Origin of the sequence: Streptomyces flavalbus (genome assembly GCF_042674625.1) — a bacterium.
In the GTDB taxonomy this organism is placed as follows: domain Bacteria; phylum Actinomycetota; class Actinomycetes; order Streptomycetales; family Streptomycetaceae; genus Streptomyces; species Streptomyces flavalbus.
This window is the reverse complement of sequence record NZ_JBHTEB010000001.1, coordinates 2,859,830-2,873,248: the sequence shown is the minus strand read 5'-3', so window position 1 is coordinate 2,873,248 and position 13,419 is coordinate 2,859,830. Positions and strand designations below refer to the sequence as shown.

At 71.4% G+C, this 13,419-nt stretch carries 9 protein-coding genes and 1 tRNA gene; 2 read left to right on the top strand and 8 right to left on the bottom strand.

All coding sequences use genetic code 11. The features are described 5' to 3' along the window. Positions 1-13: 13 nt before the first annotated feature. The 4 genes from fxsT to ACFQZ6_RS12740 form a co-directional block, all read right to left on the bottom strand. Complete coding sequence (gene fxsT / locus ACFQZ6_RS12755; RefSeq protein WP_381607771.1) at positions 14-4,561, bottom strand: FxSxx-COOH system tetratricopeptide repeat protein; 4,548 nt, start codon at positions 4,559-4,561, stop codon at positions 14-16. Next, on the bottom strand, positions 4,554-5,663 hold the full coding sequence (locus ACFQZ6_RS12750; RefSeq protein WP_381607768.1) for an AAA family ATPase: 1,110 nt from the start codon (positions 5,661-5,663) through the stop codon (positions 4,554-4,556). The genes fxsT and ACFQZ6_RS12750 overlap by 8 nt, the downstream gene beginning before the upstream one ends. Beyond that, the gene (locus ACFQZ6_RS12745; RefSeq protein WP_381607766.1) at positions 5,660-7,402 is read right to left on the bottom strand and encodes a VMAP-C domain-containing protein; all 1,743 of its coding nucleotides are present in this window, start codon (positions 7,400-7,402) and stop codon (positions 5,660-5,662) included. The genes ACFQZ6_RS12750 and ACFQZ6_RS12745 overlap by 4 nt, the downstream gene beginning before the upstream one ends. 103 nt (positions 7,403-7,505) lie before the next feature. Beyond that, positions 7,506-8,738, bottom strand: coding sequence for a hypothetical protein (locus tag ACFQZ6_RS12740; protein WP_381607764.1), 1,233 nt, complete (start codon positions 8,736-8,738; stop codon positions 7,506-7,508). A 184-nt stretch (positions 8,739-8,922) separates the two neighbouring features. Between ACFQZ6_RS12740 and ACFQZ6_RS12735 the strand changes: the two genes are divergently transcribed. Then, entirely contained in the window at positions 8,923-9,600 is a 678-nt protein-coding gene (locus tag ACFQZ6_RS12735) for an ArsR/SmtB family transcription factor (protein WP_381607762.1), read from the top strand. Positions 9,601-9,632: 32 nt separating this feature from the next. On the opposite strand, the gene selD is transcribed toward ACFQZ6_RS12735, so the two are convergent. From selD to ACFQZ6_RS12715, 4 genes are all read right to left on the bottom strand, one after another. Then, positions 9,633-10,724 (bottom strand): selenide, water dikinase SelD, encoded by a 1,092-nt coding sequence (gene selD, locus ACFQZ6_RS12730; RefSeq protein WP_381607760.1) that lies wholly within the window; start codon positions 10,722-10,724, stop codon positions 9,633-9,635. 278 nt (positions 10,725-11,002) lie between these two features. Then, a tRNA-Arg gene (locus ACFQZ6_RS12725) sits at positions 11,003-11,165 on the bottom strand. 28 nt (positions 11,166-11,193) lie between these two features. Beyond that, positions 11,194-11,943, bottom strand: a complete 750-nt coding sequence (locus tag ACFQZ6_RS12720) for a transposase family protein (protein WP_381607758.1) — start codon at positions 11,941-11,943, stop codon at positions 11,194-11,196. Positions 11,944-12,214: 271 nt separating this feature from the next. Next, the gene (locus ACFQZ6_RS12715) at positions 12,215-12,568 is read right to left on the bottom strand and encodes a hypothetical protein (RefSeq protein ID WP_381607756.1); all 354 of its coding nucleotides are present in this window, start codon (positions 12,566-12,568) and stop codon (positions 12,215-12,217) included. A 316-nt stretch (positions 12,569-12,884) separates the two neighbouring features. Here ACFQZ6_RS12715 and ACFQZ6_RS12710 point away from each other — a divergent pair, with 316 nt between their 5' ends. Continuing rightward, a complete protein-coding gene (locus ACFQZ6_RS12710; RefSeq protein ID WP_381607753.1) occupies positions 12,885-13,199 on the top strand; it encodes a hypothetical protein in 315 nt (104 codons plus the stop codon). Positions 13,200-13,419 lie beyond the last annotated feature (220 nt).

Sequence of the window (13,419 nt, the reverse complement as noted above, 5' to 3'; positions counted from 1 at the left end):
CGCGCGTCGCGCCCTAGATGGGCATCGGGTCGATGTCGCAGTTGGCGCGCTGCCAGGCCACCGCGTCCGCGTGGGCGGGGTGCTGCTCACCGAGCACCTGGGCGATGCCGGTCAGGGCCTTCTGGTGGTAGGTCTCGGCCTCCTCCGTGCGGCCCAGCGCCTTCAGGTCCTGGGCGAGGTTGCTGGTCAGCACCAGCACGGTCGGGTGGGTCTCGCCGAACACCCGGGTGGCCGCCTGCAACGTCTCCTCGTCCATCGCCAGCGCCGCGCTCACCTCGCCCTGCGCGAACATGTCGCTGGCCAGGTTGATCCGGCACACCAGCGTGTCGGGGTGCTCCGCGCCCAGGGTCGCCGTGCAGCGGCTGAGCGCGGTCTCGTTGAGCTCCCGCGCCGCGCCCACCTTGTTCAGCAGGCGGTAGGTGATGGCGAGGTCCATCTCCGCCTCGGTGGTGTGCGGGTGCTCGGCGCCGAACACCTGGATGTACAGGTCCCGGGTCTGCTCGCCCAACTGCACCGACTCCTTGAGGTCGTTGAGCTGGCGCAGGTCCACGGAGAGGTTCAGGGAGGCAACCAGGGAGTCCGGGTGGTCGGGACCGTACCGGTTGATGAGTTCCTTGCGGGCCCTGCGGGTGAGTTCGGCGGCGTCGGCGTGTCGGCCCGCCTTGCGCACGGTCACCCCGAGCCGGGCCAGGTTGCGCAGCGTGTTGGGGTGGTTGTCACCGATCTGCTGCCGGTAGCGCTCCGTGATGCTCTCGAAGAGCTGCACGGCCGCGAGGTACTCGCCCAGCTCCCGGCGGTCGAGGGCGACACTGCTCTCGGTGAGCATACTGCTGAGCGCTTCCTCGCCGTACATCTGCGTCTTGAGCTGCCAGGTCTGCTGGTCCAGCTCCAGCGCTTCCTTGAACTTGCCGTTGACGCGCAGGCTCACGGCCAGGTTGTGGGCGTGCAGCAGGGTCTCCGGCTCGTCGTCGCCGTACCGGAGGGACCGCTGGTACACCTCTTCGTTGATCTTCAGGGACTCCCGGAAGTTGCCCTGGGCGCGGCGGTCGGCCGCCACCAGGCCCAGCACCCGCAGGAGTTCCTCGTCCGCGTCGGCCTCCGGCCGCTCCAGGACCGAGCGCATCCCCTGGGTGACGGACGCGGCCTCCTCGTAGCGGCCCATCGTCCACAGGACGTAGCGCAGGTGACGGCCGAGCGTCAGCGTCTGGCCGTCGCCCGAGCCGTGCAGTTCGCCCCAGATGTCGTAGGCGTTCTGCGCGAACTCGCGGGCTCCTTCGTGCTCACCCCAGTAGAAGAGGTACTCGGCGACGCTCTGCACCATCTGCCGGACGTGCCGGGAGGGCGACCGCACGGCCTCGGACACCAGCACGTGCGGGTACAGCTCGCCGAACTTGGGCCAGTTGATCGGGTCCTGGGGGTTGCCGGGCGTGTCCCCCGCCAGCAGCAGGTGCGCTCCGTGCTGCATCCGGTCCCGCTGTTCCTGCGACATGCGGGCGACCAGCACCGCCTGGACCAGACGGTGCATCTGGATGGAGTTGGTGCGGTGGTCGATCTTGGCGAGGGAGTAGCGGTTGATCTCGCGGATGGCGCGGCCCAGGCGCAGCGGGTCGGTCAGGGCGCGGTCCAGGTCGGGGGCGATCGGCTCGACCGGGGCGCGGGAGAACAGGGAACGGGAGATCGGTTCCGGCGCCAGGTAGGCGCAGACCTGCAGCAGTTGGAGGGCTGCCGCGTTCTTGCGTTCCAGGTGGTCGAGGGAGACGTTCCAGGCGGTGGCGACCGTCTCCTCGTAGTGGGTGGGCTGGGAGACCGTCATCAGCTCCGCCCGCTTCTCCTCGAACAGCCGGAGGTACTCCGCGGCGGGCATCCCCGTCTCCGCGCGCCACGCCGACGCCTGCTCGACCGCGAGCGGGAGATCGCCGAGGACGGCGGCGAGCTGGTCGGCCTCGGTGTCCGGCAGGTCGGGGTTGCGGCGCTGGAGGAGGTGGATGGACTCCTCGCGCTTGAACACGTCGACCTCAAGCGGGTGGGCCAGGGTGTTCCACTGCGGGTTGCGGGAGGTGACCAGGATGGAGCCGACCGGGCCGCTGCCGGGCGTGGTGGGGAAGTAGTTCCGCACCGCCTCCGGGCTCTCGGCGTTGTCGAAGACGAGGAGCCAGTTGCCGTACGGCTGCCCCGTGCGCAGCGCCTCCAGGACGGCGGGCACCGCTGTGTTGGCCTCCGAGGTCACCCGCAGGCCCAGGCGCTGGGCGAGTTCCACCAGGGCCTGCGCGATCTGGGTGGGCCGTTCGGCCGGAATCCACCACACGACGTCATAGCGGGCGGCATTCCGATAAACGTACTCAAGGGCCAGCTGCGACTTTCCGACACCGCCCATTCCGTGCAGGGCGTGCGGCAGTACGGCCGTGGGGCCCTGCCCGAGATTCCGTTCCAACATGCGCAGCAAATCGTCCCGCCCGGTGAAGAGGGCGTTGCGCGGGGGCATGTTGTTGAGGACCGCGGGACGGAGCGAGGAAACGCCTTCCTGAGGCTTGCCCAGCGTCACGCCCGTGGAATCGGGGGCCGGAGTGTCGGTCCCTTGGGCAAGAGTGGTCACTGGTGTGCCTCCTTGGCGTGTGCTGCTGTCGTCCTGCCCGTGGATATCAGAAACGAAGGGCAGGGGCTCAGTCGTGCTCCGGCTCTCTGGAACGTCGGCTGTATTCATGGTGCCGGAATCTTTTCGTAAATGATCGGTTACGGCTTCGGTGTGTACGACGGCACCTGTCAGTTCATCCGGTTGGATGTGCGCTGAAAGGAGACCGCGAATTCGGTGCGCACGGCGCAGATGGGGTCCCGCGAGCGAACTGAGAACGACGTATTCGGTAGTGCGGAAACGGAGGTTGTCCGGGGTGATCTCGGTACCGCCCGTGATCTCCCGGCCGTCGAAATAGTCGAGCAGTTCCCGTGCGGCGCTGTTCTTCGGCGCGAGCACCTCCGCCGCCCGCCGCGAGGCCCGCAGCGTGGCCCGCTTGGTGCTCGCCGCGAGGAGTTCCGCGCGCACCCCGGGCAGGAAGGCGTACGACTCCGGGCGGCCGGGGCGCGGTTCGATCAGCCCGCTGACCAGCACCTCCGCCAGCTCCACCGGCCCCGACGGCGGCACCATGTCCCGCTGCACCGCCCGCATCACCGCGAGGTCCAGCTCCACCGCCGCCAGCCGCACCGCCAGCTCGAAGGACTCCTCCGACGCCCACACCCGGAACCGCGCCACCCGCTGCGCCGGGCTCTCCTCCAGCGGGCCGGTCTCCATCACCGGCAGCGGTTTGGCGCCCGGCGCCACCAGCGTGGCCGCGGCCTCCGCCCAGCGCGGCTCGGTACCCGCCACGAACCGCGCCCAGGGCGCCAGCCACTCACCGGCCGTCTCCAGCACCGGCACCGGGAACGACCGGCGGGGGCGCAGCGGCGCCGACCACTCGCTCGCCCCGTAGGGGTTGAGCAGCTCCCAGGACAGCGCGCCGCCCGCCGCGCCCGGTCCGGCGGCGTGCATCCGCACCCGCTCCGGGAGCAGCCCCGTGCGGTCCCACAGGCGCTGCGGCAGCGGTGTGAGGACCGCCAGCGGCTGGTGCCTGCCCCACACCGCCAGCGCCGCGCGCACCGCGCCCGTGTGCCAGGCGGGCGCCATCCCGTCCGTCAGCACCAGCACGATCCGGCGCCCCGACAGGTCCACCAGGCTGCGCACCGGCTGCGGACGGCCCGGCCGGTCCGGCTGGCCCGGGGCACGTAAGACGACGCCGTCGGGCGTGCCCGCCGAGGTGTCCAGGAGCCGGGTCTCCACGCCCCGGAAACCGCCGTACAGCCGCAGGTCCCGGGTGAGCGCCGCCGCGGTGCCGCGCCAGGCGACCATGTGCGGGGCGGTGTCCACGACCAGGACGACGCTCCAGTGGGCCTCGTAGGCCGGTCGCAGCACCGGCGGCAGCCACGGCGCCTCGGCGAGCCGCTCGCCGGTGCGCTCCTCGTCGAGTTCGCCGTAGGGCGAGGTGCGGCGGCGCTGGCGCAGGGGGCGCAGGGCGCGGCCGAGGGACGGGGTGGCGGGCGTGCGGGCGCCTCGGCGGCGGCGCGCTCGGCGGCGTAAGAGGGATCGGGGGGTTGTGGTGGGGGTGGGGGGCTCCGGGGTTTCGGTGGCCTCCGCGGTTTCGGTGGCCTCCGGGGTTCCAGTGGCCTCCGGGGTTTCAGCGGCCTCCGCCGGGTCTGAGGTCTCGGGGTGGTCAGAGACCTCGGCGTGGTCGGAGGTGTCCGGCGTCGTGGCCTCGTCCGCCTCGTCCGCCTCGTCCGCCTCGGCCGCTTCGGGTTGGGGCGTCTGCGTCGGCGCTGAGGGGACGGGGGCCCGCTCCCGGTCGGGAGTGCTCGGGTGGCCGGGCTCGTGCACGGGCGCGTGCCCGGCCGGTTCCACAAGGCCGGGGTGTTCCTGGACGAGCCACAGCGCGTCGGCGACCTCCCGCCAGTGCAGGTCGCCGACGCGCAGGCGCTGTGGGTCCGGGGCCGGGAGGTCCGCCACCCGGCCCTCGGACGCGGGGTGGTGTTCAGTCACTCCGCCCAGCCCCATCGGCGTCCAGTGGGTGCCAGATGGCGCTCAGCACCGACTGCCACTCGGCGTCGTCGCCCTCGGCGTAGGTGTACGCGCCCGAGGTGACGAGGTGCGCCGCGTTGAGCAGCATGTCTGCGGCCAGCCCCGAGGATTCCTCGCTGTGGGACCTGAAGGCGCGGATCAACTTTCCCTGCATGTCACCGAGTCGGTCGGAGAAGTGGGCGGAGAGCAACTCCGCCAAGCCTTCCGCATCGAGGTCTGCCATGTCCAAACGCAGACACCGTCGCATGAAGGCCTCCGGGAAGGCGCGCTCCCCGTTCGAGGTCATGATCACGATGGGGAAGGCCCGGGCCGTGACCACGCCTTCGTCGACGCGCGCGAAACCGCCCGGATCGGCGGTGTGGACGGTGACGTGGGGATGCTGCTTCCTCACCCGAACGAGTGGCGGGATGGAGTACCAGCCGTCCTCGAAAAGGGTGAGGAGGTCATTGGGGAGGTCCGCGTCGCCCTTGTCTATCTCGTCGATGAGCAGGACGCGGGGCAGTCGGTAGGGGAGCAGCGCGGTGCCGAGCGGGCCGAGCTGGATGAAGTCGCCGATGTCCGCCGTCGCCGCGTTGTCGGCCGTACCGTCCGCGCCCTCCGCGCCGTCCGCCTGTGCCGCGGACTGCTGCGGGGCCGCCGCCATGAGCCAGGGGTTGTGGGACTGGGCGCGCCCGATCGCGTCGTACTCGTACAGGCCGGAGGCCAGGGTGGTGCGGCTGGTGATCGGCCACTGCAGGACGCGGCCCAGGCTCAGCTCGCGGGCGATCCGGTACGCCAGCGCCGACTTGCCCACGCCGGGGCGGCCGGTCACCAGCAGGGGGCGGCGCAGCAGTATCGCGGCGTTGACGAGCCGCACCTCGTCCGGCGGGGGCTGCCGGGGGACGGTGACCGGGCCGAGGCGGCGGTCGGCCTCGTCCTCGGGGGGCGGTTCCGGCATGGGCGGGCCGCCGTCGAAGCTGCGCCAGCGCGGACCCTCGGGCCAGCTCCGCTCCTCGTACGGGGCGTCGGGTAGTGACCGTCCGGTGCCCTTGTAGGGCAACGCGTTGGTCTGCTGCGCGTTCAATCCGTTCCCCCTATGAAGGCAGCGGGAGCACAAGCGTCGCCATCGAGGAGGTGATGCGGGTCGTCCCAGATGACACCGAGGTGTCTGATCAGGGTCTTGTCGCGCTGGCCGGCGGCACCCGCGGCGGCGTCGCCCCTCCACTGTCGTGCAGTCTCGGGCAGGTTGGCCAGCCCCTGACCGGCCAACAGCTCCTGAACCAGGCTCCGGAACGCCTCCGAGGCGGCGGCCTCCCGGTGGAAGACCAGCACCGGCACACCGTGGTCGAGCCCCACCCGTAACTCCCGCGGTCCCAGGCCGCTCCTGGTCCGCGGGGTGTCACTGAGCACCATGCAGACCACCCCCTCCTCTTTGCCGATCCGGGCATCCAGCAGCTCAAGGTGCTCGGCGGCGGGTCGCCCCTGGGGGTCGCACCAGTGGGCCTGGCCGCTCCCCGGGTCGCTCCGCCACCGTGTCCATCGTCTGCGCCACACGTGATGCAGATCGCGTCGCTGCATACGCTCCAGACTATGGATAAAAACCGAAGGATATTTGCTCAACAGCGGGTTGGGGTGGCTGAGTTGAGGGTTTCTGTCCCACCACTCCACCGGTTCTGCGAGTAGCTCGGTCGGCAGGAAGATCTCCAGGACCACGTTCTCGTCCCGAGCCTGCCACAGCTCGGCCGTTGCGGACAGCAGTTCGGCTACGGCGGTCGGTACCTTGCCGCGCGGAACGGGGTCCTGCGGGTCGCGGCCCTCCTGGTGGAGCCGGGTCGACTCGACGTAGCGGACCCGGGAGGAGATCCGGTAGCGGGGCTCGGGCCGCCTCCTGCGCGGGCCGGTGGCGTCGAACGGGGTGAGGTCCGGGGCCACCTTGATGAACATGCGGATCACCGGGGGCGCGGGTCGGGCATCCGTCTCGCCGTCGGGCTCGGCGGCCACCTCGGCGGCCCTCGGGGGCGGGACCGTGGCGGGCGGGGCCGCCGCCGAGGTGGCCGTGGCGGGTATGAGCTGCGCGGTGTGCTGCTTCTTGTCCATCGTGTGGGCCGGGTGCCCGGTGTGCGCCGGGTCCACCGTCAGGGCCGGGTGCCCGGTGTGCAACGGGTCCACCGTCAGGGCCCGGTGCCCGGTGTGCGCTGGGTCCGCTGTCAGGGCCGGGTGGGGGCGGTGCCGGGCGGCCAGTCGGGAGCGCAGGGCGCGCAGTCCGGACGGTCCGCCCGCCGTGCCCCAGGCCGCCGCGAAGTGGTCGTTCCACGCGCGTATCTCCCCGACGAGGTCGGCGGCCTCCGCGCGCAGCATCAGGTGCTCAAGGAGCACCATGCTGGGCTCCAGGCCGCCGACGGGCGCGTTGTGGCCGGCGAGGTGGACGAAGGCGTGCCACACCGAGGTGCAGTACGCGGGCAGCCGTACCCGGTCACCGCTGATCTCGGCGATCAGCGTCGGTAACTCGGGGAGCGAGAAGTCCAGTCCGGCCCGCAGCGCCGTCCAGTCGCGGCCCTCGTACAGGTCGGTGGCGTACCACTCGTCGAGCAGCGGGCGCAGCCGGGTGGACAGGGCCGGGGCGAGGAACTCGGTGATGTCCACCAGCCCGTCGAGCCCGCCCTCGGTACGGCTGCACAGCCGCACCGCCTCCACGAACTCCTGGCGCGGGGTCGGGAAGCCGGTGAGTTCCAGGCCCTCGAACTCCGCCGCGAGTTCCCTCGCCCACTGGAGCCGCCCCCGCGGGTCCGCCAGCGCGGTCGAGGTGCCGAGCGCGTCGACCATGGCGCCCAGGACCCGTTGCCGCGCCGAGTGTTTCCACGACCTTTGCTGCACGTGCGTTCCCCCTCGCACTGCCCGACACTCCCATCATCCCGGAACACCCGCGTCATCCGGGAAGGGCCTGTGCCAGAACTTCGTAGAGGCGCGGGTTGGCCCAGTACGCGCTGTGGGCGGCCGACACAGGCTGTCCATTGTCCACCTCCACGTCACGGACGCGGGAGCCGAAGATCGGCGAGCCGAGGAAGGACAGCAGATCGCGGCGGTCGTAGACGTTGAGCCACTCGGGGAACGCCGCGGGCAGACCGGTGCCGTAGGGGCGGGAGGGGAGAGCGTCCAACTCGTACAGAAGAGGGGCCTGGGAGCCCACGGTGATGAGTTGGGCGACCGGTGGGGGCGGCAGTGGCCCGCTGGTCCCGCCCGCCATCAGGTCGAAGGCGATCACCCCGCCGAGGCTGTGGCCCAGCAGCACCACCGGCGCGGGCACTCGCCGGGCCAGGTCGGCGACGTAGGCGCGGACGGCCGCCCCGCGGACGAGGTAGCTGAGGATGTCCCCCGAGAAGCCGAGCGAGTGCCCGCTGATCGGCCCGCGCTGGCTGACCACGAGCCGTGAGCCGCCCGCCCGTTCGGCCAGCCGCGCGAACGCCCCCAGCGAGCGGCCGAGGACCTCCCCGATCCCCCGCTCGTCCCCGCCGAGCGCGTCGGTGACGGCGTCCACCGCCGCGTCCCGCGCCGCCACCGGTACGGCGCCGGGGCCCTCCGGCAGTTGGGCCAGGGCGCGGGCGACGAGCGAGCGGCCGGTCAGCCGGGGCAGGCCCCGGTCGGTTCCGCCGCCGCCGTCGTCCAGGGCACCGCACGCGGACCCGAAGACGGCCGACGACCGTAACTCGCGCAGTGCGTCGCCCAGTTGCCCGGCGAGCCCGGCGGCCTCCCACGCCTCCCGCACGGCGGGCACGTCGGCGAGCCCGGCCGTCTGCCGCCGCAGCCGCTGCCCGGCGGGGACCCGCCCCGGCACGAAGGGCGCGGGCGCCGTGTCCGCCGTGGGCCCGCTGAGGGCGAACAGGGTCAGCTCCGCGTCCGGTTCGGCGTAGAGGAGCGCCCAGCGGGCCCGTTCCTCGTCGTCGGGGGCGCGTCTGGGGGTGGTGTCCGTCTTCCGCGGGCGGTACCCGGGGATCGACATGCCCTCCGCCCGCAGGTACGACCCGAGCGCCGACCCCCAGTCGCACTCGGCCACGGTCACGTCGGACCGCACCCGCGCGAGCCCAGCCCGCACCGTCCGCAGGGCGGCGGCGTACTCCGGGGCGCGCACGCCCGTGCCGTGGATGAAGAGCACGCTGGTCATGGGGGCGCCTCCGAGGTGGTGGGTCCGGGGCTGGGGCGGGGGTTGGGGGGCTGGTGCTGGGGGGCTGGGGCTTGGGCTTGGAGCCTGCCTGATGGGGTGCGCGGTCACAAGAGGAGACCGGGCGGAAGCGGACTGGCTGGGAGCCCGCTGTTACGGTGATCTGGAGATCCTCGGAGGAGTGGACATGGCGGACGCGCGGCTGACGGCTGACCTCAGGGGTGATCTCTACGAGCAGTTCGCCCGGGTCGGGAAGGCCCTCGGCAGTGGCAAGCGCCTGGAACTGCTGGACCTGATCGCGCAGGGCGAGCGGACCGTGGAGGCGCTGGCCAGGGCGGCCGGGCTGGGCCTCACCACCGCCTCCGCCCATCTGCAGACCCTCAAGCGCGCCGGTGTCGTCACCACCCGCCGGGAGGGCACGCGCGTCTACTACCGGCTCGCCGGGGACGACGTCGCCGTCCTCTACGTCGTGCTCCGGGGCGTGGCGCAGCGGCACCTCGCGGAGACCGAGCGGGCCCGCGCGGCCTACCTCGGCGCGGAGACGGAGGCCGTCGGCAGGGACGAACTGCTGGCCAGGGCCGAGGAGGGCGGTGTGGTCGTACTGGACGTGCGCAGCCCCGAGGAGTACGCGGCCGGGCACATCCCGGGGGCGCTCAGCGTCCCGCTGCCGGAACTGGAGCAGCGCCTCGCCGCCCTGCCGCCGGACCGCGAGGTCGTGGCGTACTGCCGGGGCACGTACTGCGTCCTGGCGTACGACGCCGTACGGCTGCTGCGGAGCCACGGGCGCCGGGCACGGCGGCTGGCGGACGGGATGCTGGAGTGGCGGGCGGCGGGGTTGCCGGTGGCGGTGGGGGCGGGGGACTGACGGGGTCAGGTGGGGGCAGGGAGTGACGGAGGTCAGGCGGGGGCGTGGCGGACGTTGATCGCGCCGGGGGCACCGGCGGTGACCCGTCCGATGCTGGCCGCGGGCAGCCCCTCCTGCCTCAGCGTGTCGATCAGCTCGGTGTCGTCCCCGGGTACGGCCAACAGCAGCCCCCCGGAGGTCTGCGCGTCGAAGAGGACGGTGGCGAGGGACGCGGGCACGGACTCCTCGACGCTGACGGCCCCGACGACGTCTCGCAGACGGCTCATGTTGGCCCGGGTCCCCCCGGACACGTAGCCGTGTGCGACGAGATCGGTGACGCCGGGCAGCAGGGGCACGGACGCCGCGTCGACGGTCGCGGCCAGCCCGGCGGCGCGCAGCATCCGGTGCAGATGGCCCAGCAGGCCGAAACCGGTGACGTCGGTCGCCGCGCGGACCCCGGCCGCCTGGGCCGCCGTACGGGCACCGTCGTTGAGCCGCGTCATGGACTCGACGGCGACCCGGACGGTGGCGTCGTCGGCGGCGCCCCGCTTCAGCGCGGTGGAGACGACGCCGGTGCCGAGGGCCTTGGTGAGGACGAGCCGGTCGCCCTCGGCGACGGCGTCGAGGGTGAAGAGCCGGTCGGGGTGGGCGAGTCCGACGACGGCCATGCCGTACTTGGGGACCGGGTCGTCGACGGTGTGTCCGCCGACGACGGCGCAGTTCACGGACGCGGCCACCTCGGCACCGCCGCGCAGCACCTCGCCCAGCATCTCCAGGGGGAGTTCGGCGCCCGGCCAGGCGGCCAGGTTGACGGCGATGAGGGGGGTGCCGCCCATGGCGTAGACGTCTGAGAGGGCGTTGGCCGCGGCGATGCGTCCCCAGTCCCCGGGGTCGTCGACGATGGGCGTGAAGAAGTCGGTGGTGAGGACGACGGCCCGCTCCCCGTCCAGCCGGAACACCGCCGCGTCGTCCCCTTCGAGCGCCCCGACGAGCAGGTCCCCGGAGGCGCCGTGAAACCCGGTCGCCAGCGGCGCCAGCACCTCCTCCAGCTTGCCCATGGGCAGCTTGCACGCACAGCCACCACCAGGAGAGAGGCTGGTCAGACGCGGATACTCACCGGGGGCGTGGGACGGCGCTGACGGCATCGGAACTCCAATGACCTCGGGTGCGTGGGCGACGCTAGCAACAACCACGTTCCCCACGGCCCGACGCCGACGCGACCGTGCACTCGCCGGACACGAAAGAACGCCTCACGCGCATCCGCAGGTGAGGGGTTGGGTACGCCCCGGCAGGGACCGCGACGGGACTTGCGGCCCGCGGAGAGCGAATCCAGCCTGCACAGGTGAAGGCGCTTGGCCAGGGCGACGCGCAGAGGGGGCCTGAAAAAGCCCCACCGGCACCTTCGCTGGTGAGGCGGGGTTTGCGCCCCCGGCAGGACTCGAACCTGCGGCCAAGCGCTTAGAAGGCGCCTGGCGAGGGCACGACTGCTGTGCCTGTGACCTGCTCTTACGTGATGCCCTGACCAGCCGTCAGTGAATCTTCCGGCGTTTTCGGGAAGGGTCCCGCTGGTACCGACTACTACTGGCGAATCTGCAACGTGACCACTGAGCTTCTTCAGCGTTGCAGCTCCAGTGTGAGGACTGCCTTGGCGATCGACGTCATGCGATTGGGGCTGCAGCGGGACCTGCGGAAGATCCGCCAGGACTTCAGGCGGGCGACGCCGCGTTCGACGAGGGCTCGTGCCGTGGCCAGGGCGCGGTTGCGGGTCTTGTCGGTGGGAGTGAGTTCCTGGAGGGGCCTGCGCTTGATGCCGGTGGTCAGCCACGGGCCGGCGCCCTGGTAGGCGAGATCGGCCAGGACGGGTACGACCTGGCGCTCGCAGATGCGGATGATCCGGTGGGTGCGGGCGGCGGTCAGGTCGTGGGTGCGGCCCGGCAGCGCGGGCGAGAGCCACAGCAGCCGACCGTCCGGATCGGTGACCACCTGAACGTTCACCCCGTGCCGGCGGTGTTGGTGAGAGTAGTCAGCGCGGCCGTCGCCGACCCGGTCGCACTCGGCGAGGGTGCCGTCGAGCAGGACGAAGTCTGGATCGTGTTCGCGCAGCGTCTTGAGTAAACCCGGTGCACGTGCGGCGAGCAGGCCGACGACCGCGCTGGTGTAGGCATGGGCGGTGGACTCGCTGATCCCGAACCCGGCTGCGATCTTCGCCAGGGTGGTGTGCTCGCGCAGGTACACCAGTGCCACCATCGCGCGCTGAGACGGACGGAGCTTGCAGCGCCGGTCACCCTCACGGGTGACGATCAGCATCGTGACCCACTCCACGAGTGCGTGCGGCAGGTCGAGTGCGGCAGGATGGATGACCAACGAGGCCCCCGAGCAGCGTGGTTGAGACGTAAGACATCTCGATCAACAGCCCGGGGGCCTCGCTCGTTGCGCTTCACGCCCATCACCCGATCGGTGGCCTACTCGAAGAAGCTCACTGACCACAGCGGACAGCAAAAAGGCCCGGGTCGATGACCTGGGCCTGAGTCGTGGAGCGGGTGACGAGAATCGAACTCGCGCTCTCAGCTTGGGAAGCTGCGGGCATTTGCGACGGGTAGGGCTGCTGAACTGGGCGTTCACCTGGCACCGGGTCTCATCGCCCTCGGTCGCTTTCACCGTGGTTCCCCGCTGTTCCCCGCTTGATCTGGTGCGCTTGTGGTGCGTCGGTCATGTCCTGGCCCGGCGCCGTCGACTCGTCGGCTCCGCCGTACAGATCGGCGCGGAGACGCTCCTTGGCTGCCTCAAGGCGTGGGCCGTAGTCGGGCATGAAGATCTCGCTCAGCGTCTTGTCCAGCGTTCCGGAGATCGCGTAGATCGGCGACCAGACGGCTCGGTCGCGCACGATCCCCTCCAGGTCGTCGGACTGGAGTATGACTTGGTAGAGCCAGTCCGACAGCACGAACGCTTGATCGCGCGTGAGCCTGATGGTGATCGCTTCCTCGTCCACGCCCTCAACGTAGCCGTCCCGGCTGGCGGTGTCTTGGGCCGAGCTTCCGTGCGGACCAACACGCTTTCCAACTGTGTTGGTGTCCGGCAGGGCCGCGACCAGGGGCGTTCACCTGCGTTCACAGGCGGTCGGTTACCTGAGCGGCTACCGGCTTGCGTCTTGACTGAACGGCCGTGAACGGCGCTGAATGAGACGGAAACTGAGACGGGACCGAGCCGGGCGAACGCTGAGGTCCGGTCAGCGGATCCTCCGAAAGGCCCCCATGCTACGGGTGCTGTAGGTCACACTGGGCGCCCGGTGGAGCCAAGGGGGAACCATGAGCAGCCCGCACATCACTGCGCCCATCCGAGCACGCATGTACGCGAACACACCGCACAAGGTGATCTGGGTGGTTGTGGTCGTGGCGTCGGCCGGCCTTCTTGCCCCGCCCCTGTTCTTCATCGCCGCCAAGAAGCGTGTCGTCAGCATGGCCGTGCCTGCTGTGTACGCGGTGATCATCTACGGGTCCGCTGTTCTGGGGTCGGTTCTCGGTAACCCGAAGAACTGGGTGGGTGGCGTCCTTGCCATCACGATGATCGTTGCCGCCGTGCATGCCGCAATCCTCGATGCGGACTGGAAGCCGGGCCGGTAACGGCCGAGACAGCAGCGTCCGTCCTCATGCCACAGAGAAGCGGTGGCGCCTACAGGCCCCTATTCAGCGCCCTCAGCTTGGGAAACTCGGGTCAGCTGCGGGCGGTTGTTGGCCTGACCTGCGGCAGAGCCGACTCCAACTTTGAATGGGGGCCGACGCGTTCTCCGGTGTCCCCCGTGGCTTCCCGCAGGATCTGGCACGCAACTGGCACGGAGCAGGA

Coding starts and splice junctions, on each gene's coding strand:
- ACFQZ6_RS12745 (WP_381607766.1), bottom strand. CDS start 7,402: ATGGTCGACGCGCTCGGCACCTCGACCGCGCTGGCGGACCCGCGGGGG.
- ACFQZ6_RS12740 (WP_381607764.1), bottom strand. CDS start 8,738: ATGACCAGCGTGCTCTTCATCCACGGCACGGGCGTGCGCGCCCCGGAG.
- ACFQZ6_RS12735 (WP_381607762.1), top strand. CDS start 8,923: ATGGCGGACGCGCGGCTGACGGCTGACCTCAGGGGTGATCTCTACGAG.
- selD (WP_381607760.1), bottom strand. CDS start 10,724: ATGCCGTCAGCGCCGTCCCACGCCCCCGGTGAGTATCCGCGTCTGACC.
- ACFQZ6_RS12710 (WP_381607753.1), top strand. CDS start 12,885: ATGAGCAGCCCGCACATCACTGCGCCCATCCGAGCACGCATGTACGCG.